At 51.4% G+C, this 22,317-nt stretch carries 22 protein-coding genes; 13 read left to right on the top strand and 9 right to left on the bottom strand.

All coding sequences use genetic code 11. The annotated features are described in order from the left end of the window. Positions 1-13 precede the first annotated feature (13 nt). The gene (locus ABLU80_RS04100) at positions 14-937 is read left to right on the top strand and encodes a LysR family transcriptional regulator (RefSeq protein WP_032708043.1); all 924 of its coding nucleotides are present in this window, start codon (positions 14-16) and stop codon (positions 935-937) included. Here ABLU80_RS04100 and ABLU80_RS04095 read toward each other — a convergent pair. The 5 genes from ABLU80_RS04095 to ABLU80_RS04075 all read right to left on the bottom strand — a co-directional run bounded on the left by ABLU80_RS04095 (position 920) and on the right by ABLU80_RS04075 (position 6,765). Continuing rightward, positions 920-1,471 carry a LuxR C-terminal-related transcriptional regulator gene (locus ABLU80_RS04095; RefSeq protein ID WP_042897460.1) on the bottom strand — a complete coding sequence of 184 codons (552 nt, stop codon included), beginning with the start codon at positions 1,469-1,471 and terminating at the stop codon, positions 920-922. The two genes, ABLU80_RS04100 and ABLU80_RS04095, sit on opposite strands and share 18 nt — an antisense overlap. Before the next feature lie 10 nt (positions 1,472-1,481). Continuing rightward, entirely contained in the window at positions 1,482-2,639 is a 1,158-nt protein-coding gene (locus ABLU80_RS04090; protein ID WP_348849735.1) for a CfaE/CblD family pilus tip adhesin, read from the bottom strand. 1 nt (position 2,640) lies between these two features. Next, positions 2,641-5,358, bottom strand: a complete 2,718-nt coding sequence (locus ABLU80_RS04085; RefSeq protein WP_348849734.1) for a TcfC E-set like domain-containing protein — start codon at positions 5,356-5,358, stop codon at positions 2,641-2,643. Positions 5,359-5,432: 74 nt separating this feature from the next. Continuing rightward, complete coding sequence (locus tag ABLU80_RS04080; RefSeq protein ID WP_015366620.1) at positions 5,433-5,939, bottom strand: CS1 type fimbrial major subunit; 507 nt, start codon at positions 5,937-5,939, stop codon at positions 5,433-5,435. Between the two features lie 76 nt (positions 5,940-6,015). Beyond that, entirely contained in the window at positions 6,016-6,765 is a 750-nt protein-coding gene (locus tag ABLU80_RS04075; protein ID WP_032708039.1) for a fimbrial protein, read from the bottom strand. A 302-nt stretch (positions 6,766-7,067) separates the two neighbouring features. Here ABLU80_RS04075 and ABLU80_RS04070 point away from each other — a divergent pair, with 302 nt between their 5' ends. Further along, positions 7,068-7,823: a winged helix-turn-helix domain-containing protein gene (locus ABLU80_RS04070; protein ID WP_047465458.1), complete on the top strand. Its 756-nt coding sequence runs from the start codon at positions 7,068-7,070 to the stop codon at positions 7,821-7,823. Next, positions 7,820-8,296, top strand: coding sequence for a hypothetical protein (locus tag ABLU80_RS04065; RefSeq protein WP_047038576.1), 477 nt, complete (start codon positions 7,820-7,822; stop codon positions 8,294-8,296). Before ABLU80_RS04070 ends, ABLU80_RS04065 begins: the two co-directional genes overlap by 4 nt. A gap of 119 nt (positions 8,297-8,415) precedes the next feature. Here ABLU80_RS04065 and ABLU80_RS04060 read toward each other — a convergent pair whose 3' ends face one another. From ABLU80_RS04060 to ABLU80_RS04050, 3 genes are all read right to left on the bottom strand, one after another. Further along, positions 8,416-8,868, bottom strand: a complete 453-nt coding sequence (locus tag ABLU80_RS04060; protein ID WP_348849819.1) for a nuclear transport factor 2 family protein — start codon at positions 8,866-8,868, stop codon at positions 8,416-8,418. Between the two features lie 571 nt (positions 8,869-9,439). Continuing rightward, a complete protein-coding gene (locus ABLU80_RS04055; RefSeq protein WP_072205713.1) occupies positions 9,440-10,747 on the bottom strand; it encodes an OprD family outer membrane porin in 1,308 nt (435 codons plus the stop codon). Between the two features lie 61 nt (positions 10,748-10,808). After that, positions 10,809-11,606 carry a histidine phosphatase family protein gene (locus ABLU80_RS04050; protein WP_015366653.1) on the bottom strand — a complete coding sequence of 266 codons (798 nt, stop codon included), beginning with the start codon at positions 11,604-11,606 and terminating at the stop codon, positions 10,809-10,811. Between the two features lie 360 nt (positions 11,607-11,966). On the opposite strand from ABLU80_RS04050, the gene surE reads away from it, so the two are divergent. From surE to ABLU80_RS04020, 6 genes are all read left to right on the top strand, one after another. Continuing rightward, positions 11,967-12,836, top strand: a complete 870-nt coding sequence (gene surE, locus ABLU80_RS04045) for a 5'/3'-nucleotidase SurE (protein WP_348849733.1) — start codon at positions 11,967-11,969, stop codon at positions 12,834-12,836. A 176-nt stretch (positions 12,837-13,012) separates the two neighbouring features. Continuing rightward, positions 13,013-13,600, top strand: a complete 588-nt coding sequence (locus tag ABLU80_RS04040; protein WP_348849731.1) for a hypothetical protein — start codon at positions 13,013-13,015, stop codon at positions 13,598-13,600. Next, positions 13,597-14,916 (top strand): ATP-binding protein, encoded by a 1,320-nt coding sequence (locus ABLU80_RS04035; RefSeq protein ID WP_047058773.1) that lies wholly within the window; start codon positions 13,597-13,599, stop codon positions 14,914-14,916. The genes ABLU80_RS04040 and ABLU80_RS04035 overlap by 4 nt, the downstream gene beginning before the upstream one ends. Beyond that, a complete protein-coding gene (locus tag ABLU80_RS04030; RefSeq protein WP_045360840.1) occupies positions 14,916-15,533 on the top strand; it encodes a response regulator in 618 nt (205 codons plus the stop codon). The genes ABLU80_RS04035 and ABLU80_RS04030 overlap by 1 nt, the downstream gene beginning before the upstream one ends. A gap of 95 nt (positions 15,534-15,628) precedes the next feature. Then, positions 15,629-16,126 (top strand): heme-binding protein, encoded by a 498-nt coding sequence (locus tag ABLU80_RS04025; RefSeq protein ID WP_047080778.1) that lies wholly within the window; start codon positions 15,629-15,631, stop codon positions 16,124-16,126. 404 nt (positions 16,127-16,530) lie between these two features. Continuing rightward, the gene (locus tag ABLU80_RS04020; RefSeq protein ID WP_045360836.1) at positions 16,531-17,061 is read left to right on the top strand and encodes an N-acetyltransferase; all 531 of its coding nucleotides are present in this window, start codon (positions 16,531-16,533) and stop codon (positions 17,059-17,061) included. 54 nt (positions 17,062-17,115) lie between these two features. Here ABLU80_RS04020 and ABLU80_RS04015 read toward each other — a convergent pair whose 3' ends face one another. Continuing rightward, positions 17,116-18,351 (bottom strand): MFS transporter, encoded by a 1,236-nt coding sequence (locus ABLU80_RS04015; RefSeq protein ID WP_015705367.1) that lies wholly within the window; start codon positions 18,349-18,351, stop codon positions 17,116-17,118. 272 nt (positions 18,352-18,623) lie between these two features. Here ABLU80_RS04015 and ABLU80_RS04010 point away from each other — a divergent pair, with 272 nt between their 5' ends. From ABLU80_RS04010 to ABLU80_RS03995, 4 genes are all read left to right on the top strand, one after another. Continuing rightward, positions 18,624-18,890 (top strand): DUF1778 domain-containing protein, encoded by a 267-nt coding sequence (locus ABLU80_RS04010; protein WP_015705366.1) that lies wholly within the window; start codon positions 18,624-18,626, stop codon positions 18,888-18,890. Next, positions 18,878-19,363, top strand: a complete 486-nt coding sequence (locus tag ABLU80_RS04005) for a GNAT family N-acetyltransferase (protein ID WP_063445746.1) — start codon at positions 18,878-18,880, stop codon at positions 19,361-19,363. Before ABLU80_RS04010 ends, ABLU80_RS04005 begins: the two co-directional genes overlap by 13 nt. A gap of 71 nt (positions 19,364-19,434) precedes the next feature. Beyond that, on the top strand, positions 19,435-21,051 hold the full coding sequence (locus tag ABLU80_RS04000; RefSeq protein ID WP_320944241.1) for an FAD-NAD(P)-binding protein: 1,617 nt from the start codon (positions 19,435-19,437) through the stop codon (positions 21,049-21,051). Positions 21,052-21,169: 118 nt separating this feature from the next. Further along, complete coding sequence (locus tag ABLU80_RS03995) at positions 21,170-22,270, top strand: NADH:flavin oxidoreductase/NADH oxidase (protein ID WP_320944242.1); 1,101 nt, start codon at positions 21,170-21,172, stop codon at positions 22,268-22,270. Positions 22,271-22,317: the final 47 nt, after the last annotated feature.

Here is a 22,317-nt window from a genome sequence, read left to right as displayed (position 1 = left end):
AGGAGTTGTGGTCATGTCAGACCCCGATTTTAATTTATTGATTGCACTCGATGTATTACTGAACGAAGCCAGCGTGGCGGGCGCGGCACGTCGTTTGAATCTCAGTACGTCAGCCATGAGCCGCACGCTAAGCCGGTTACGCGACGTCACCGGGGATCAGATATTGGTTCGCGCCGGGCGTAACATGGTGCTGACGCCGTGGGCGGAGGCGACCCGCGATCGCGCCCGTCGCGCGGTCTTCGAGGCGAAGGCGGTGCTGCAGCCAGCGGCCGAAGCGCTCAACGTACAAAATCTGGAGCGTCTTTTCACCATCAGGGCAAACGATGGTTTTGTGGTGGCGTTTGGCCCTTCGCTCATTGCGGCAGTAGCCGAAGCCGCGCCCAATGTCTGTCTACGCTTTGCGCCTAAGCCCGAAAAAACGTCACGCTATCTACGGGAAGGGCTGGTCGATCTGGAGATTGGCGTCCAGAGCAATATGGGGCCTGAAATACGACTGCAACGGCTATTTGAAGATCGGTTTGTGGGGGTGGTGCGTAAGGGACACCCGCTGGCCGCCCTGAGAGAGATAACCGTGGCGGATTATGTCGCCTGGGGTCATGTGGTGGCCTCACCAGAAGGTACGCTGCACGGGTCCGTCGATGATGTGCTGGCCGAGCTCGGCATGAAACGCAAAATCGCCAGCGTCGTCCCCGGATTTCCGACCGCGCTTTCCGTGGCGCTGCAATCGGATCTTATCGCCATGATCCCCGCTCTCTATTTAGTCAATCAGCAGGTCATGGAGCAGGTACATCTTTTTGAGCTGCCGTTTAAAAGCCGGCGGATTACCGTCTCGCAAATGTGGCATCCGAGAATGGAACGCGATCCCGCTCACCGCTGGCTCAGAGAGAAAATTGTGGCGATATGCCGCGTGGACAAGTCGTTACACCAGAAGCTGTAGAAGATTATTGGCATTGAGTTTCTTCAGGGCGTTACATTTATAGGTCGAGACCTGTTTTTCACTCATCTTCGTCATGTGCGCGACATATCTTACCGACTGCCCCTTAACCAGCCTGTCGAGGACGTTAAATTCCATCTCGGTCAGACAGCAGCGCAGGGTGCGGATCCGCCTTGGCTCTTTAGATAACAGCCAGGCGGCATCCGCCACGGAAATCCGGTCATCGATGATGTGCAACGTTAAGGTTTCAAAACGCTTGCGTAGATAGGTGGCCAGCCCCCAGCTTTTTTCATTACACACCAGATATCCCGTTCCCTGCCAGCAATGGGCCTCGAGGGTAAGCAAAATATCAACCAGCGACTGATGCGTGCCGCTGATGGAGAAACGGCAGCGAATAACCAACGTCGTGCTCTCTAACAGTAAGGGCTGCCACTGCACCGTGCCGCTATGCACTTCCATCATAACGTTACGACGGAGAAGGGCGTAACGCAGCCCCTCCGCATAAAAGCGATTATTATCAAGAACAACGTAACTCACAGTGGCCTCTTTATAACGTACTGGGGGTATAGATAACGCGTAACGTACCGGTATAGTCACCCGCGTTTTTGCTGCTGGCGGCAAAGGCGGGAGTTTTGAGAGTAATGGGCGCCGGGATGCATAACACGCTTTCGCGGCCGCCCGGCAGCACAACCTGGCGCAAATAGCGGCGATTGTTGGTGCCCTCCCAGGTCAACGTTTTGCCGTTAGCGGCAACTTCAGTTGCGCCGGTGGTCGGGTTGGTGACAAGAACCTGATAATCGAGACGATCTCTTGGGTCTGACTGGCTGCCCCCCCGTCGCCGGATGGAAAAGGCCCCTTCGGCACGCCCGGTCGCGTCAAGCCCATCGTCTTCGAAGCGTAGAAATGCCCGCGAGCTGGTGCTGTTATTGCCATCATAGAGGCACATATCCAGCGAGTTTTCGCCCTTAATCTCACTGCCGCCGGGTCTGCCCGGGAAATTGGTGAGGTTGAGGTTCACCACCGGCGTGGAGTGCGGAAATGCCGGTAAATAAATCTGCTGGTTGCCCGGGTCGACCACCTCAATACGCAGGTTTGCCTGCCAGTTAGCAAGAGTGAGGTAGCCTGGGCAGCCAATATTGACGTCATTAAAGTTGCCGCCACAGTCGGCGGTGCCCCATTCGCGCAAATTCTGTTTCAGCGTTGCCGTCCAGATACCGGCCTGATCGAGTTTGTTTAATTCGCTACGAACGATGTAAAAATCAAAATAGGGCGCACTGTTCCAGGCTGGCAAATCTACTGTACCGCCCGTTACGTAGCTGGCGAAAACAAAGGTTCTGTTATTGATAAACATACGGTGTTCGCCATAGACTTTTACGTCCACCGTTTTGTTGGTTATTGCGTGGGTAAAACGCAGGTTTATCGGATAAGGCGAGGCCGGATTCGCCGAAAACCATACCGGCGCGGTCATGCAGGCACCATAGGTTGTATCGGTACGCGACTGGCAGGTCAGGGTATTTCGTCCCCATTTTTGCGGATCGCTCGTATCATAACCGCCGGACTCGTGTAGCCAGATATCCAGGCGGGCAGGGGGAGACTGGCGATCGAAGGCGAACGCCACGCTGGTATTTCTGCCGGCAGGACTAGCGGCCTGAGCCTCGGTAAAACAGATGCAGGCAAGCAGTAAAATCAAAAGACGCGTTATCACATCATTTTCCTGTAGAGAGAGTAGAGTTATTCATCGCCGTTGGGCTGACCGCCGGCGTACGGCCAGCCAGCAACAGTTGCGCCTGCTGCTGCACGGTTTCCGGTAACGCGGAATAAGTCAGTTCTTCGCAGGTCACCGTGCCGACATAGCGCACGACGTCACGCATGGTCTTCACCTTCAGCGCGCACTGGTAAAACTGCTGTTGTTTCACCAGGTAGAGCGACTGGATCAGGCTGTCGCTTTCCGCACTAAAGCCGCCATTACCTAAATCGCTCCAGCCGCTGACGTTAAGCGGCATGCCGCCGATAAACGGCGTATGTTGTTCATCGGTCAACTGGCCAAGCCAGGTATAACGCGTGGTGGTTTGCACCTCTCTGTGCAGCATTTTTCCAGGCACCATAAATACCGTTCTGCTTCCCGCCCCCTGCGTAATTTCACTGTTCGCGCCGTGGGAAATGTCCGTCGACTCATTAATAGTCAGCGTGGTTTGCTGATAGCCGGGCAGGGCGAACAACGCGCGGGCGTTTGCCGGGATATCGGCGCTACCGCTGTTATCAAGCGAAACGGCAATGCGGGAATCAGGTGACGCTTCCGGCGTTGCGACGTTGACCGCAATGGCTGACGCCGGGCGTCCGTCACCCCAGCGGCCAAACCACAGGCCAGAACGAGATAGCGCCAGCGTAGAACTGTAGTTACCGCTGCTGCTGAACCGGTGGCGATGATCCTGGCGATCCCACGAATCGCTGACGGTCAAACTTCCGTTACCAAATCGGCCGCCCTGACGGGTATAGGCCGAAGTATTTAGCGAGTCGCTGTTAATTCCGGATGCGTTAAGACCATACTCGTTTTCACCGCGCGCATCGGTGTACCAGTTATGCGCGAGGTTATAGTTGAGCTGATTTTTTTCATGCTTCTGCTGTTGCCACGTGGCCCCCACGGAGGTGTAACTGGAGGCATCGCCCTGACGGTTATGTGCCAGCGACAGGCTTACGCTAAGGAATCCGCCTTTATCCTTGCCATCTCCAGAATGGTCGTTACGCATAAACAGGTTTATGCTGCTGTTGATATTCAACCCGCGGGTGCTGAACGCGTTGCTCAGTCCGGCCTGCCACGCCTGCGAACGGGAGCGGGTCATATACACCGATTCCCAGGGCAAACCATTGTCGTGCCGATCGTCACTATTCGGTAATTCACGCCGTGAGACATAACGGCCTTCATTGCGGTTATCGGAATAACCGAGGTTGGCATACCACGAGCCGACCGGAACGGAGAACATCACCGAGAGGCTTCGGTAGCAACCATTCACCGCGTCAAAGCCTGTACTGCTGGAATCACAGTTATCAGCCGATAAGGCATTGCGATAGAAGCTCAGTGAAAAGCCATCGTTATAGCTGATTTGCTGGATATTGCCGCGTTGGCCCTGGCTGCCATAAAGGTAGCTAAAGCGTGTGCTGAGCACGCCATCAATGGGGCCGGTATTGAATCCGCGGCTCCAGTCGACCGCGCTCTCCACAAAACGCTGGTTCTTTTTCACCGTTGCGCCGCTGGTGACCGCCAGCGTAGAAGTTACAGGCAGGCGAATGCCCGCTTGCGCCACGGCGCTGCGTTCTTCGCGCATATCGTCGTTATCGGTTTCACCGGCCTGCATAAACCACTCGACGCGGTCGAATGGCGTGATGCCGGTGCGGGTAAACGGAACCTGCTCGGTGCGGGTCAGGCGGTTGTTTTCATAAATCGCCAGCGTCACGGTATAGCTCCCGTCCGGAAACGAACGGGTATCCAGGGTTTGCGCCCCGGCATTAAGATAAAAACTGGCCAGCAGCTGATTGCCTCGGCGCGCATCGATACGCGCGTCATGGGAAAGCAGCACGGTAATGGGCGTTCCACTGGACTGCTGAACGGGGTTGATCCACGCTCGCGTCGAGCCGGTACGCAGACCGCGAATTTTTCCAAGCGGTAGCTGGCTGAGGTTGATATTGCCGCCGGCCGCGCTGAAGAGATCGCGCGTATCCATTTCACCTAACTGAACGTAATATTCATGCCACAGATCCTGACGGAACCAGGCATTATTGACCGTGATCTCCTGCTGCTGTTGATGGCGAGAGCGTTGCGCAAGCCAGGTCCAGTCGAGGTTAAAATACCCATTCTCAGTCATGGCCAGCGCGCCGTTTCCCTGCACGGTCATCGACTGATAGTCTTCATCGGCCACGAAGTTGATATTTTGCTGGTGGATCAGCGCGTTCTCAGTATTGCGCGTAGGCTGATACCACTGATTTTCCGCCGTTTGTTTCGGTAGATACCGCCTGTCGAAAAACAGGTTAATACGGGCGTTATTCTCGTCATAAATCAGGGCCACGCTTTTGGTGTCGATAAAATCGCAACCCGCCGCGGAACCATTGCTGCTGCAGGCGAGATTGCCGTTACGCGCAAGCGGAGAGGAAAGGGCGCCGCTCACAGAGGCGATCAAGGCAGGATCATCGTTGAACTGACGCTTAATTGCCGCGATGAGCGTTTCCGGCGCCACAAAGGTTACCGTTTCAAGCGTGATATCGGCTTCAAACAGGCCAAGCGACGCGCCATACAGACTGACTTCTGTCCACAGGCGCTGCGTTTTCGCCAGATCTTCAAAACCCGCAGGTACGACGATACTGGCGCTGGCTAATTGAACGGAAGCAGGTAACAAAACGACAAAAAGAAGAGCATTTCTGTGAAAAGCCATGAACGAGCCTCGACGTCATCCTGACATCAGAGGGCAGGCGCCCTCTGATGTACTTCCTTATACGTATTGTGGGGTTACGCGCCGCCTTCCGCGGTGGTCGCCTGAGTCAGCATCAGACTCACCACGCCGCTGTACTGACCGGTTTTCAGAATGCCTTTTGTGGTCTGAGAGATGGTCAGCGGCAGAACCGCAGAACCGTTTTCAACGCTGCCCGGGAACAGTTCGCTGCCGGTAAATTCTGCATCGGTAGTGTTCAGGGTTTTATCGCCCAGTTTTACGGTCATCGGTACCGTCTCGGCGCCATCTTCATTGGTCAGATTCGCTGCGCTAACCAGACGGACTTTGACGTTGCTGGTGGCTGAGTTCGACCAGATTTTGGTATTGAGACGGTAGCTTTCCAGCCCACGGCCCGGCAGATATTGCATATCGATGCTGGCAGGTAACGGCGTATTATCGGCCTGGGTCATATCCAACTGGGAATCGACGTTGGCATTAACCGTAATATCCTTCTGAATAGCCATTGCGCTGAACGCAGTAGACATCGCAGCAACGATCATCAGAGGTTTAATATACTTCTTCATTGATATCTCCATATTTATAAACGAGCTCCATTAGCTCTTTAAACAAACCACATGTGGTTTTGACAGTGATGTCGTGTTATTGCACGACGGGCAAGTCTGCTTCTTCAGCTGTTTTATTAATCCAGTTGAAATAGCGGAATTTATATTTCTGGCCGTGATTCTGAGTGAGTGATTTTAATTTTCGCTCAGTATCCGGATAAATAGTTGCATCTTCTCTAATCCATCGGCATTTATCGCTTGTATCGCATACGCCAATTTCTTTCAGCGGTACCCGCAACGTGCCATCATTTTTTAAAGTTCCTGACGCGGGATTTATTCGCAGAGAAACCACCGGCTTTTCCGGCGCCAAATGAACCAATGCTCCCCAGATAACGTTAACACCGAGTTTAGCCGACGCCGGCGTCCCCGAAGATTGTACTGGCAGAATGCTATCCGGCTGTTTTACACCTTCAAAATAAACGCGCCAGGTACTCTCTTTTTCTGGCGGCGTCAGAGAAACCAGCCTTACGATACGTAAAGCGCCTGCCGCTAAAGCGAATTTTTCAGGGGTGACGACCACGCCTCCGTCTTTCCACGCGGCCATCTCAACTTCTTTTTCCTGTGGCGTACCCGGATTAAGAATTTTCTTTTGCCTCACCCGAATGAACTGAATATCATCGCTTTTAGAGGCCACTCTGATTTGGGCCGTCCCGGAACTGTCGACGTTAAGTTCCATCGGGTAAACGCTCATATTGGCCTGTGTCATTTCTGCGAAAAATGACATCGATAGGGCAGCGAGATAAAGCGCAGTGGATTTGTTTGCTCTGTTTTTTACTTTCACATTCATTCTGCCTGCTCTGAGTTCATGTACGGCGTTTTTACACCACGACACCGTCTGCTTTCGTATCGCTTCAGGACAGGGAAACTTTAACCGGAACAGCAGGTTGTGAAAATTTGTATTAGTTAACTCAAAAAATACAGTTCTTTATCCTGCAATCCTGGATTTAAAGTTGTATAGTTAAAAGAAAATGCCAAATCCTAAGGGGCTTAAGAAAATTCCCACTGATGAAAAAATAAGCTAATTCAGAAGGGCTTTCTTGCCTGCTGTTACAAGGATTAAAAGCAAGCGGCAACAGATGAGAGTGAAATATGTTTTTTATATGCAACAATTCGTTGTTATTTGATCCTGAAGCTCACACAGTTAGTGTTGTTGGACAACCTGAATCCGTATTAACGCTTTCGGCACCGGCCGTGCGTTTGTTACAGGAATTTATTCGTCATAAAGGAAGCGAACTTAGCCGTGAGGAGTTGATTACCCGCGTATGGCAAGAATTTGGTTTTACGCCTTCGGGAAATAATCTCAACAAAGCGATAAGTGAGTTACGCAAAAGTTTCCAGGCGTTGGGAGAACATCATGAATTGATTGTAACCATACCGCGATATGGTTTTCGGTTTGATGCGGATGTTATTTTTCAACCTGCGCAAAACATTGACACCAGCGCACCCGAACCCCAGCTTCAAAAAGCCGAAAAGAGGAAGCAACCACCACGTCTGAAATGGTGGCTGATATTCACGGCATTATTAGCGTCGGTATTCGGTATTGGCATAATTATTCGCCAACAGCAGAATATAACAACGCCGGTAAGGCTAAAGCCGATTGAGCAAAAAATTGCTAAATGTAGCGTCTGGCTTATTAACGATCATGGGCGACCGCTGGTGTTATCGAAATTAGCCGAGCTGCTGGATAAAAACGGCGTGGCGTGCCAGCGAGAGGCGTACAGTGTCTATTATTTCAGCGCTCGTTTTTCCCTCGTCGCGGCGGATGAAGTGTTTATCGGCGCATGCCCGGTCAATAAAGACAGCTTGTGTAAAACCATTCGCTATAAAAGTGGGGCTGAAAAATGAAAATTAAACTTATCGGCGGCCTCAGCCTTTTTCTATTAGGTGGCGCAATGGTGTTTTATTATTGCTCTGACGGGGTTGGTAAACGGGATGTACTAGCCTGCAGTACCATATTTAATTTTATACGCAACGAAGGTAAGGCCAGTGAAGTGCGGGTTAATACCGTTGCTCAGTTCTATTTTCACCGCGACGGCACTGGTCTGACAGCCTATAAAGGAGCAGCCTGGGCAAATGGCCAGAGCATGATCGTCGACAGAGACGTCGATTTTATCTGGTCGCGGCGGGAGGATGATAAAGTGGTGGTATTGAGCTACACCAAAACCTGGCGCAGGCACAATGACAACACGCCGGATGAGCAATGGGGAAGCTTCGCCAATCCGACCGCGCGTTACTATCTGACCATCTCCGAGGTTTCGCCATCGGTGTGGCTGATCCAGGACCGACATTATCCCACTTATATATGTCGGGGTGATTAACGCATAAACGAAGGAGAATACCGACGGTATTCTCCTTTTACGCTTAGAGAATCTGCCTACAAGGGAAGGGCGAGAATAAGGGAAAGCGAGAGCGCTAGCAGAAGGATCCCGCCCGGATTTTAAAACATGCCGTTGCCGCTGGCGGTTTTTGGCGGGACGTTTTGGGTAACATCCCAATGTTCAACGATTTTGTGCTGTTCGTTGAGGCGGAAGATATCCATGATCGCCCGCGTAACGCCAGGCTCACGACCGGTCACTTCAACGTGGAGAATCACGTTATTTCCGTCGACAAACGCCTGCTTAATTTCACTATGCGAGTCGGGATATTTACTCTTCAGAAAAGCGATAAACTGCTCGAAGCCTTCCACGCCATCTTTTGCCATCGGGTTATGCTGTACATAGCGATCCCTGAGATATGGCCTGGCGGCGGAGAAGTCTTTATCGTTCAAAGCTTTATTATAAAAATCAATGACATTCTTTTTATTCAACAGTTCGCTTTCACTATTGCCCGCAAAAACAGCGGGGGTCAGAGCGAAAAACAATGAAAGGGCAACGATAGATTTTTTAAGCATAGATCCTCCAGCGATGGTTTTGATGTCAGTTACCAGATCTGCCAGGTGACTCCCAATGAACTTAACAGCCAGTTGGGATGGCGGTTGATTGAGGTGATTCTCTCTGAACCAAATGGTATCTTGAATTTGTTGCATCGACTCGTTTAGATCAAGTTGCTTGTTCAATTAAGGAGGGGTGGTTCAAATCGTTCGGTCATAGGCTGATGAGGACATCGGTACGTGTGATTAGATGCATTTAACATAATATACATTATGCGCACCAATGTGAATTGTGTCCGATAACGGCGTTTGCCGTGTGGATTTGCTTTGGTTATTGCTGTCCTACGCTGGTTCCAATCTCGTACTGACAGTCATCTATCGTCGTTCTTCCTGTTTCGAGTGACTTCCAGACTCATGATATCCTCACTCTGACATGTCGCTTTTTCCCATGGCTACTGGCCAACGGTAATCTCCAGTTGTCAGATTAATCGCGGACAACAACTTTTGCTGCCCGCGCTTAAAACATCGTTATCAACATGGCGGCTTAACCGCTCATCGTTCGGCATCGCTTTCGAGCGGCATGTCATCTCGATCAGAACACCTTAAATCGATATTCCATGATCACTTCCGACGACAGCGTGTTTGTACGTGTATAATGACCGTCCGTAAGGACTGGCGTTTTACCTTGCGTCTTATATGACCATCCCGGCCCGAACATCGCCCAAAAGGTGAAGTTTTTAAACATGGACTGCGTTGGAACCCAACGGCTAAAGGCGTTGATTTCCCCGGTGCGCACGTGATTTCCTTTATAGTTAAATTGCCCGATGTTTCCCGCCAGGCCAATGGCTAATTCTGGCGTTAATCGATATTCGGTGATGTTCGCCAGCACCAGTTCCCCATCACGCATGTAATCGTCGCCTGCGTAGGCCATGGATATAAATGTTCCCCGGGAATTTTTACTCATGTGGCGTGGATAAAACCCGACTTCACCGGCTTTTTTAGCATTGGTGTAGCCAATGCCCATTTTGCTATTCCAGCGTTCGCCTTTCCAGGTCGCGTCCAGCGCAAAATGCCAGGCGTTATTGTCAAAATCCCGTTTGCTCGCAGGCATTGCGCGGTAACTTTCCATCGCGTGGGTGCCGTAGACTTGCGTTCCAATCGTTATCTGCGAATCCGCCCGAAACTGAGTAAACAGCAGGTGCCGTTGCAGGTAGTTTTTACTCTCACCATAAGCATACTGTGCATCAAATTTCTCTCCCCGCCAGAGAACTTCTCCGCTTGCCAGGTGGCTAATATATTTACCGGTATTGGTTTGAAATTGCTTTTTATCTGGTGAGTTTCTGTCCATGGAATTTTCAAGCCACGCCCCTCTTATGGTAAATGGGCCGTAGCTTACAGCACTGCTTACGCCGGAATATGTTGTTGGAGAAAGCCGGTTTGACGTTGAAATAACGCCATAATTTTTCAGCATCTGCCATCCCCAGCGCGCGTTTAACTGAGCCCCAGAAAGCGTATAGTTAAGCTTCACGTTACGTTGGCCGAACTTGGAATACCCTTCGGCGTTGCTTTTTTTGTTACCTGTACCATTATTATAAAGCACGCCGCGGGAGTTGAAATAGTCGCTGGCGCCCAACTTTATCGCACTATAATACGACACATCGAAGCCGATAATATCTGCAAAATAACCAGACTGGTATTCTGCTGAAAATCCCTGCCCCCAGGCGTTGTGTACATGTTTAGGATTGGCATTTTCCTCCTTAAGATATTTCCAGTAATTCTTTGCAGAGACAGTGAGCTGTGAGTCAGTAAAAAAAGGATCATCAAAAATAGCGTCTGTAGCGGCCCATACAGGCGTAACCAGCCCGCACGCTATTAACGCGGAAGTTATGTTCTTAAACATTTTTATTTCCTGAGAAAAGATCCGCCATAGCTTATTTATGGCGGAAAATTAAACTGTAATATTATTTGTGATTTAATGAATTCTTGCCTGCTTCAACGTATTTCATGGTGCCAATTTCTGGCACGCTGTATTTACCATCGTGATACGTGATTTTCACAACTGCAGCATTCGACAATGGCAGATTTTTGGCCGGGTCATCCGTCAGATCGGAAATCATTATCTGAATCGCCGTGCCTGAAGAAATGGCCAGAATATTGTTATCACCCTCTTTTTGAGCATTTTCTACAATAGTTGCCAGCGCAGCTTGTGTCCGCACTTTTACCTGCTCATAGTCTTCAGCTAGCTGTTTTGGATCGGACTTGGCCAGCGCGTTCTGGCTTTCCTTTACCGAGAGCGTGCCTGCTTTCATCGCTTTAAAAAGGGCTTTACTGTCCGTCATTCCTAGTGCGTGTGCGCCTGCATTGGCCATATCGACATTATAACCGCCTTCAAAACCACCAAAAAACGCCTCTCGCAGGCCTGTCATTTCTGTTAAATGATAATCCGTTACGCCAGCCTGTTTAAGAATCACTGCCATGGTTTCGCGCTGCCGTCCCGCATCACTGGAATAAAAACGATCAAATTTTATCCCTTTGAGTCCCTCACCTAAATATTGAGCAACCTGCACCCCATCCTTCGTCAATGGGGAATCAATCCAACCTTGCACGCGGTCAAACGAATTAAGCAGCGTTTTCCCATGGCGCGCAAAATAAATATTGATGACCTCCTGCTGGTCATTTTTATCATTCGTGTTCGCCATCAGCAGTGGACTGGTAATGGCAGTAACTGCCATTAAGACACCCAGAAATAATTTTTTCATTTTAAAGAATCCTTTTTCATAGCCAAAAAAAAACCTACGTACTCTTCAGCCCCCTGGTATTGAGGTGGAGAAGAAAACGTAGGTTTTGCCTGTTGAAACAGTAACAATCCAGCTACTGTCGACCCTATCACTAATGTTTTTGAATTGCACCTAATCTATAGCGATGATTTATGTAATTGTGATCCTCCTCATATCAACCGTATTCCCATCTGGACGTTAATATCTGCAGTACGTATTTTAAATTCACTTGGGATTGTTACTGTTTCAGGCAAAACCTAAGGCCGCTTCTGCAACAGGTACAGAAACGGCCTTAGGTTTTTTTTTGCATTTTAGTTACCCTCATGAATAACAGGAGTTACGATGAACAAGTCATGTATTGCCGCTGCGCTGATCTCTGCATTCGCCTTTACCGCAAGCGCCGCGCCGCTAAAAATTTTGATTGTCAACGACGATGGTTGCGAATCCACGGGCAGTATTACGCTTCAGGAAAAACTCACTCAAAAAGGTTTTGAGGTGTGGATGGTCGCTCCTGCCACCAATCAGAGCGGCATCGGTTCGGCCATTACCTTCAAAACGGGTAAAATCTTTGATGTAAAGAAGGCTGCTGATAAACGCTACTGTTTCCCGGGAACACCCGCTGATGCGGTTGATTTCGGCTTACGGGGAATACTCATTAATAATCCGCCGGACCTGGTTATCTCTGGCGTCAACGATGGCCCGAATACCGGAATGGCTCAGGTCAATTCAGGGACGGTAAGTGCAGCAGCCAGGGCTGTACGTTATGGTTTCCCGGCGATTGCGGCCAGCATTGGGTATATCTTTACCGAAGATGAAATGAAGAATAAATGGCCAAGTACACATAAATATTGGCCTGATGCGGTGGATTATGTGGTTGATGTTGTTGAAACGCTGAATCATAAACAGGTTTCTGGAACACCTTTATTGCCTAAAGGGTCGGGCTTAAGCATTAACTATCCGCCGCTGCCAAAATCAAAAATTAAAGGCGTGCACTATGTCGAAAATGAGATGTTCCCTACCCCACAGATTGGTTATGATATTTTGCCTGATGGACGCGCTAAACAAACCATCAATCCGGAATCGTTAAAGACAGTAGAGAACGATACCGATTCCGGCTGGCTTAATAAAGGTTATATCACCTATAGCCTCTTTGATGGGGCAATGAACGCCCCGCAATTCCAGACGCAATATGAAGAACTGTTGAGTAAATAATTCGCCAGACTAACTCACAACCTTGCACTATCATCTTCACGCCTGCCAGCGTCACACTTAATCGCTGGCAGGCGACGTTTTCATTTTTTATCGCCGCACAATAATATTGTTAAAGCCTACATCTAAGTTGTACTATGCGTATCAGATAAACCATTAGGACGCTAATGCACGGCGTAATGAAATATATTAATGACAGCCTCAAACTGGGTACCATCGTTGAGCAAAGAATAAAGGAGCGGGATCTTAAGCAGCTAGAGTCCGCGAAAATGGACTTGATGGAGCGTATGGGAACGTCTGTCGGTTTGCATACCGCAGGTGTGCCTTTTATCTCAAGCGCGTTGTTAAGCGTGGTAAGTTTCGCTATGCCGCAGCTAACGCTTTGGGGGGCCATCTTTCAATGGTTTTCCTGGCCCGCGCATGCTGTTTTTGCTGGTATCATCCCCACAGGTTTACTCTACTGTCTGCTGATCTTCCCGTCGATGACGCTGTTCTCTCGAGGTTTTCTGGCTGCGCTTAAGTTTTATCTGGGTCTAATTTTCCTGACCGCCGCGCTAGCCGCGGGAAATCTTATTTACGCATTCACTTCGGTATTCATATTTAGCGAGCATACCGGTTTGCTTATAGGCGCTTTAGTTGGTTTATTATTTAGCGCTGGCAGCATCAAACTCGTTAACAGTGCTATGTTTGTAAAAACCTCAGCATTTTATTTGCATAATCGAATTTGGCGCTGGCAATTAAAACATCATGTAAAAAATACAGTATGATAAAAATCCTCTGCTGGCTCATACTCACACTGCTAAGCGCAACGGGGCTTGGCGCCTGGTTTCTTCAACAGCAATATGACGCGCGCTCCGCCGACTTCCGCATCCTGTATCGCGAAATCACGGTAAAGGTGTCGCAGCACGATGCCATCATCCCCCTGCTTCCGTCCGGTCAAAATGCCGCCGAAGTCCAGCAGATCCTGCCGCAGATCGTGCAATGGCGGCGCTATGATTCCCTGGAGCCGCGACGCCCCATCGTCGCGCAAAGCCCCGCACGCTACTGGCTGAATCTTCCGGGCATCTCCCTGCTGATTGATTTGAACACCCTACTTAACAGTCTCAATGAGAAAAAGACATTCAAACATCTTGCCATTCGTTGGGACGGTACCACGTTGTTTGAGGACGGTGCCGCATCTGCCAACACCTGGTGGCGCTGGGAGAAAACTGTTGCCAGCCCAACACAACCTCTGCTCATTAGCGCAGGTGATAACCCGCAATGGCATCAACTGCCGTGGTGGCTGATACTTTCACCGGCACTGTTCTGGGCGGTGATTATCTATCTTGTTAATCAGTATCGAACCAATAAACGCCGACGGGATATCGCCGATCTACGCACCCGCTATGGCGAACTGACTCGCCTTAACACCATGGGCGAGCTGGCCGCTGGTATCGTGCATGAGCTTAATCAACCTTTAACCGCCATTATGAGCTATAACCAGGCGGCAGTGCGCCTGATTAAAAAAAACGATCCCGTAAAGATCCCCGAACTGCTTGAGGCCTCAGTGTTGCAGATAAAACGCATTGACGCCCTGCTCAGCCAGTTTCGTCTCAGGCTAACCAGCAAGCGCGCCGAATATCAGCCGGTGGACCTTCCGTCGCTGTGGCTACGCGTGTGCGAATTACTGGATAATGAGATCCGCGCCGGTAAAGTTCGTATCTCCAGCCATTTTCCGTCGGACCTACCCGCGCTTCCTGCGCCGCCGCTGTGGGTAGAGCAAATACTGCATAATATCGTTAGCAATGCCATTCAGGCACAAAGCACAAATGCTCCAGGTAGCGCGTGGATTCATCTGCAAGCCGTGCGGGTAAATAACGGTATCGCTTTAACTCTTACTGATGGCGGACCAGGGTTATCATCTGAAGCGCTGGAGCAGGTTTTTATACCGTTTTATACCACCCGTACTGATGGTGTGGGACTCGGCATGGCCCTTGCGGATACCCTTGTTCAGCGTCTTAATGGCAAGATAGAAGCGAGCAATATCACCGGACAAGGCGCTTGCTTCCGGTTATGGTTTCCGCTGCGCAATGAGGAGAAGTAATGGAGCAGTACATCTGGTTAATTGATGACGATGCGGCAATACGCGATTCATTAAGTCTGCTGCTCTCCACCGTTGGCTGGCAGACGCAGGCGTTTGATAGCGCACACGCTTTTCAACATCAGGCAGGGAATCTAGCCGAATTAACCGGCTGTATGCTGCTGGATATCCGCATGCCGGGGAAAACCGGGCTGACGCTGCTCGATGAGTGGCGCCAGCTAGGTCTAACCTTGCCGGTTATTATTATGACCGGGCACGGTAATATTGATTTATGTCGTCGCGCCTTCAAAAATGGCGCCTTTGAATTTTTAACCAAACCCATTGATGCCGACCTGTTATTCGAAGTGGTCGGCGAAGCGATGGCGCAGCAAAAAGCGCATCTTGAACGACAACAAATATTACTGCCGCTGCAGGAAAAACTCGCCACCCTTACCGCCCGTGAGCATGAAATGCTCCAGCAGCTGCTCCAGGGCTACTCCAGTAAGGAAATCGCCCGTTTATGCTCGCTATCGCCGCGTACCGTCGAAGCGCATCGCGCCAATATTTTTAGCAAACTTGAAGTTAACTCGCTGCCCAAATTGTTGAAGGTTTATGCTGATATCGCCAGTGGTTCTAAGTAAAAATACCTGGTACGTTCGGTATTCGCGGCAATAGTCGCCATGCTCCCTACCCCCTAGTATTGGCCTATCGCCACTCAATACGACGGAGCATCACCATGAAACGTATCCTTCTTAGCGCCATCCTGCTCGGCAGCCTGGTCACGACCGCCAGCGCCGCAACGGGCGTTCTCAGCCAGAAAAATTTGTCAGTGGAGCTCGCGGATAAAATCGCGCAAAGTACGCTACAGGCCTGCGCCAAAGACGGCTATAACGTCGCCGTCACGCTGGTCGACCGTTCCGGTACGCCGCTATTAATGAAGAGAATGGATAATGCCGGCCCACACACCGTCGAAGCCAGCCGCATGAAAGCATTCACCGCGCTAACCACTAAAAATGCCACCAGCAATGTCATGAAAGGTTCTCAGTCCAACGCCGGAGCCGCGAACCTGCGCGATATACCCGGTTTTCTGCTATTAGCTGGCGGAGTGCCGGTTAAGATGGGCAATCAGGTCATTGGCGCGGTTGGCGTCGGCGGCGCGCCGGGGGGAAATTTTGACGAAGCCTGCGCGATTGCCGGGTTGCAATCGGTTGAAAATGAACTGAACGCCAGTTAACTGGGCTCGTCAGTAGTCACTGATATGGGTCATCGCGGATCGCCAGAGGTTATCCGCGATATATTTATGCTTTAGAGAATGCTTCCCCAAGCCCATACTCATGTAGTGGTTAATGATGGGTTGTGTTATCATTCGCGTGTTTTATAACTCATCGCAACAGAGGTATTGATGCTGGAGAATGTAATCATCTGATAATCGGTATGCCCTTTCGATTCTGGGGTGGCTGATTACACCGCGCTTAAACATATATGCCAACGCTTTGTATTGGTACGTTTTGGTGCATGATGATTACGGATTGTAAACAGCATGGATGGCGTCTCGTCTCCACGTCTCCCCCAGTAATCCCATTCCAGAACGTTCAATCGAGCCATGGCCGCCAATCTACAACCACATGGTAATTTATTATGATAAATATTGATATTGAACGCTCCCAGGATATTCCCCTGGTTCAACAGGTCATTATTGAGGCTTTTGGCTCAGCCGAAGAGGCATTGCTGGTGAATAAGCTGAGAGAGGACTCCGCCTGGATCCCGACCCTTTCACTGGTTGCGAGAGATAAGCAAGGAACAATCGTGGGGCATGCCGTTTGCACCCGCGCCAGTGTGGGGTTACACCCAGCGGTTACATTAGCCCCTGTGTCGGTACATCCGGCCTTTCAGGGGGTGGGTATTGGCAGCGCCCTTGTCATTGCGATTATCGAAGCCGCACGCGACGCTGGCGAGACACTCATGACCGTACTGGGACATCCTGACTATTACCCTCGCTTTGGTTTTCAACCAGCCTCTGCTTATGGAGTTATCTGCCAACTTAATGACGGCCCCGATGCAGCCAAAATGATCATGTCTCTCGATAACAGTGCTATTCCTGGCGGAAACATGGGATTTTGTAAGCCGATGACTGAAGCTATTCAGGCCTGGCAACCAGACCACGCATAACAAAAAACTGGCGACTTGATCTTCAAGCGCCAGTTTTCTTTCAGCCACAGAGCATTACCGACTCACATGCTGCATGGCGTTTTGCTCAACCGCCCCGCTTATCTTCTTCGCCCGGCTCTCATGACCAAAGAAGGTCAGGATCGCGATAATGATCGCCACCGTACCGGCGACGATTGCCATGGCCAGCCCATAGTTCTGACCATGATGTTCCGCGATCGTGGCCTGTAAAGTCGCATTAACCGAAGCGATAAGATTACCCAGTTGATACACAAAGCCCGGCAGCACCGCCCGGGTATTCGCTGGAACCAGTTCATTCAGATAGGTCGGCACTACGCCCCAGGCGCCCTGAACCATAAACTGCATCAGGAATGCCCCGATTCCCAGCATCAGCGAACCGCTAGCGAATGCCCACAGCGGGATAACCGGTAGTGCCAGCAGCGAGGCGGTAATAATGGCCTTTTTACGGCCAATCTTCTCGGAAAGCGAACCGAACAGCACCCCGCCGATGATCGACGCAATATTGTAAGTGACCGCAATAATACTGATCGTTTTCGGATCAAAGCCGTGCTGCACTTTTAAAAATACCGGATACAGGTCCTGGGTACCGTGGGAAAAGAAGTTGAACGCTGCCATCAGTACCACCAGATAGCAGCATAGTTTCCAGTGCGTTTTCAGTACCGGCAGCAGCGCCGTGCTTTCCTTTCTCTCCCGTGACGCCAGCCATACCGGTGACTCCTGCACGCAGAACCAGATAAACGGCAGCAGCAAAATAGGCGCAGCGCCGATGACAAACATCCCGCGCCAGCCGAGTAATTCAAAGAGCAGCCCATAAGCGACGGCGGCAATCAGATAGCCAAACGGATAACCGGCCTGGAAAATTCCGGACATCAGACCTCGGGAACGATCCGGAATGGTTTCCATTGACAGCGACGACGCCACGCCCCAAATACCGCCCATCGCCACGCCATACAGCACTCTTAAGACCAGAAAAATCGTTAATGACGGCGCCGCAGCAGACAGCAGCTCGAAAATCGAAAAGAAGATGATATTCAACATCAGGATCGGCTTACGGCCATATTTTTCGGCGAGCCGGCCAAAAATGAGCGCGCCGATAGGCCGTACGGCAAGCGTCAGTAGTATCGCCAGCGTGACCTTTTCCAGCCCAACATGAAACGTCTGGGCAATGTCACTCAGTAAGAAGACGAGGAGGAAAAAATCGAAGGCATCAAGTGTCCAGCTTAAGAAGCTGGCAATGGCGGCATTGCGCTGTAGTGAAGTCCAGCCTAACATCGTGTTATCCCTATCCTGGCACAGCGGCCTGGAGATGTAGCAGCTAGCCGAAAGAACATGCAGGGCCAACTGCATATGTAAATGTAAAGTTTCTTAAGTTACCCATATGTTAAATACACCCAATAATCGTATGGCTGCAAGTTAATTAGCATGCTAATTTGTTTCAAATTAAGTATATGTCTCCTGATAGACCGTGCAGACAGAATGTATAGCATTTGCTATACACCTGTTCTACAATGAGCTGTATACCAATTGCTATACGGGAAAAGAAGATGAAATCAGATATCCAACTCAACATCCGGGCGAAGGAGTCCCAGCGGGCGCTGATTGATGCGGCTGCCGAAATTCTGCACAAATCACGGACCGATTTTATCCTTGAGATGGCCTGCCAGGCGGCAGAAAACGTCATTCTCGACCGCCGGGTGTTTAACTTAAGCGATGAGCAATACGCCGAGTTTATCGACATGCTGGATGCGCCGGTTGAAGCTAACCCCGCTCTCGATAAATTGCTGGCGAGAAAACCACAATGGGAAAAATAAGCGCGCCTGCACCGCTATCTTCACACCATCAGATCGCGGAATTTTGTTGTGGAGAAACGGTTCTCGATCAATGGCTGAAACAGCGAGGATTGAAAAATCAGGCACAGGGCGCCGCGAGAACCTTTGTGGTCTGCAAGGAAGATAGCCATCAGGTGGTGGGGTTTTATTCGTTAGCAACCGGCAGCGTTAATCACACGGAAGCCACTGGCGGCCTGCGGCGCAATATGCCCGATCCTATCCCGGTCATCATTCTCGCCCGCCTGGCGATCGACTGCGCGTTTCACGGACAGGGGCTGGGAGCTGATTTACTCCATGATGCGCTCTTACGCAGTTATCGCGTTGCCGAAAATGTTGGCGTACGAGCCCTGATGGTCCATGCCCTGACCGATAGCGCGAAGCGATTCTATCTACACCACGGATTCAAAGCCTCCACCACCCAGGAACGCACACTTTTCCTCGCGTTGCCTAAATAACTCCACCTTTCGTCATTTTCTCTACCACACTTATCTTTCAGTTCGGGAACCACACCAAAGGAAGGATAACGATGAAGAAAGTGGCGATTGTCGGCGTTGGGCCGACCGGGATCTATACTTTTCATTCCCTGGTTGAACGGGGTGAGCCGCTGGAGATAGTGCTCTACGAGCAGGGTGAAGAGGCTGGCGTCGGCATGCCTTATAACGATGAGCATAACTCAGCGCAAATGCTGGCGAATATCGCCAGTATCGAAATCCCCCCCATCTACATTACCTATCTGACGTGGCTACAAAATCAGAGCGAAAACTGGCTCACCCGGTATGGCATTGAGCGTGAGGCCTTACATGAGCGGCAATTTTTACCGCGCGTGATCCTCGGCGACTATTATCGCGATCGGTTCCTGGCGCTGTTGGAGAAAGCCAGGTTAGCGGGTTTCAACGTTAGCGTGCGCGAATCCTGCGAGGTTACCGATCTCCAGGCGGAACAGGATGGCGTCAAACTGTGGATTAATCACGCGCCCACAGCGGAACGCGCGGATTTTGCCGTTATCGCCACCGGTCATCTCTGGCCGCAGGACGATGATTCTTCCCGCGAATATTATCCCAGCCCCTGGAGCGGTTTGATGCAGGCGCAAATAGCCCCCTGCCGGGTCGGTATCATGGGGACTTCACTCAGCGGCATTGATGCTGCCGTCGCCGTCGTCATTCAGCATGGCCATTTTACGACTGACGCCGATGAGAGCGTCCATTTTCGGCTTAATGACGCCAGCCACAAACTCCATATCACCCTGATGTCACGAAACGGCATCCTGCCCGAGGCCGATTTCTACTGTCCTATCCCCTATGAACCGCTGGAAATTGTCACCCATCAGAGGCTGGAAACGGCCATCGCTGAGGGTAGTGAGGGATTGCTGGATCGCGTATTCCAACTTATCGTCAGGGAGCTGGAACTCGCCGCGCCGCACTGGTGTAAGCAGATAGGCTTACGCCAGCTCACCGCGGATACGTTCAGCGACGCCTGGTTTATCGACAGAAAACGACACGATCCCTTTGCCTGGGCGCAAGCCAATTTGCAGGAAGTGGAACGCAACAAACAGCAACAGCATACCGTGCCGTGGCGGTATACCATTCTGCGATTGCATGAAGTGATTGAGATGATTACGCCGCATCTTAACGAACGCGACCGCGAACGCTTTAAAACAGGGCTCGCCCGGGTATTTATCGATAATTACGCGGCCATTCCATCGGAATCGATTCGCCGCCTGCTGGCGCTGCGTGAGGCCGGGGTGATTAGTATTTTGCCGCTCGGGGCCGATTATCAACTGGAAGTTCAACCACAACGGACGGTCATTCACCATCACAACCAACGCAGCGAATTTGACGTCTTTATTGACGCCAGAGGCCAAAAGGCGCTGAAGAGTAAAGATATCCCTTTCCCGACGCTGCGCCAGCAGCTTCTCGCCTGTGGTGATGAAATCCCGGATATTGGTGACGATTACACCCTGCAGGCGCCGGCGTGCGCTCGCGGCCGCATTGCCTTCGGCGCGCTGCCGTGGTTGATGCATGACCGCCCTTTCGTTCAGGGCCTCGTCGCCAGCGCGGAAATCGGCGCCTCGATGGCGAGATCGGTTTCACAGCAGGCCAGCGGTCGCCGGCGCAAGCTGTGGTTCAGTCATGAAGAGTGGTGATCCATCAGCATGCGAATAACGACTAACTGCGTCTTAAGCGCAACAACGGAAAAGAGACCGCCATCCAGGCATGTTACAACTACAGGTTATCAGGTAGCACAACGCTTACGAGGTACATATGAGTCAACTATTTAGCCCTGCGCGAATTGGGAAACTGGCGCTGGAAAACCGGATTGTCATCGCCCCGATGTGTCAGTACTCCGCCGAAAACGGCAAGGCAACCGCCTGGCACCGTATTCATCTTGGACAGCTGGCTTTCTCCGGCGCCGGTTTGGTGATTATTGAAGCCAGCGCCGTCGAACCCGCTGGTCGCATCTCCCCGGCGGACGTTGGCCTGTGGGATGATGAAACCGAAGCCGCCCTGTACCGGGTACTGGAAGATGTTCGCGCCTATTCAACAACCCGCATCGGAATCCAGCTGGGGCATGCCGGGCGCAAAGCCTCCGTCGCTGCCCCCTGGCTTGGCGGCGGTCAGTTAGCGCTGGATAACGGCGGCTGGCAAACCGTCGCCCCATCCGCGCTGGCATTCCATGACGGCGACCGGGCGCCGAAAGCGCTGAGCCATGACGATCTGACGCGGCTTAAGCAAGCCTTTGTTGATAGCGCGCGGCGCGCCGAACGCCTGGGAATTGAACTGATAGAGCTGCATGCCGCCCACGGCTATCTGTTGCACCAATTCCTCTCGCCGCTGAGCAACCAGCGAACAGATGAATACGGCGGTTCGCTGGAAAACCGCTTACGTTTCCCGCTGGAGGTTTTCCAGGCAATACGGGAGGCGGTCAGCGAAAATATCGCCGTCGGCGTTCGGCTTTCGGCGACAGACTGGGTGGATGGCGGTTGGGATACGGCGCAATCCATCGTCTTTAGCCAGCAGCTTGAAGCGCTGGGTTGCGACTATATTCACGTCTCCAGCGGCGGGTTGTCGCCGCAGCAGGCGATTCAGGTCGGTCCTGGCTATCAGTTACCGTTCGCCCATGAAATCCGCCAGCAGATCAACGTTCCGGTCATTGGCGTAGGGTTAATTACCGAACCGCAGCAGGCTGAAGATGCCCTGCAAAATGGCGACGCCGATCTAGTTGCCATCGCCCGCGCGGCGCTCTACAACCCACACTGGCCGTGGCAGGCTGCGGCGGCTCTGGGGGCCCAGGTTAGGGTGCCGCCGCAATACCTGCGTTCAGAACCGCATGGGCTGAAAGGCACGCTAAAATCTAATCGCTGAAGCTTCACGCTATGAACGATAGCGGCGCGAATGCGCCGCTAAATTAT

Source organism: Klebsiella sp. CN_Kp104 (genome assembly GCF_040064515.1).
Taxonomy (GTDB): Bacteria; Pseudomonadota; Gammaproteobacteria; order Enterobacterales; family Enterobacteriaceae; genus Klebsiella; species Klebsiella aerogenes.
This window is presented reverse-complemented; position numbering and strand designations above follow the sequence as displayed.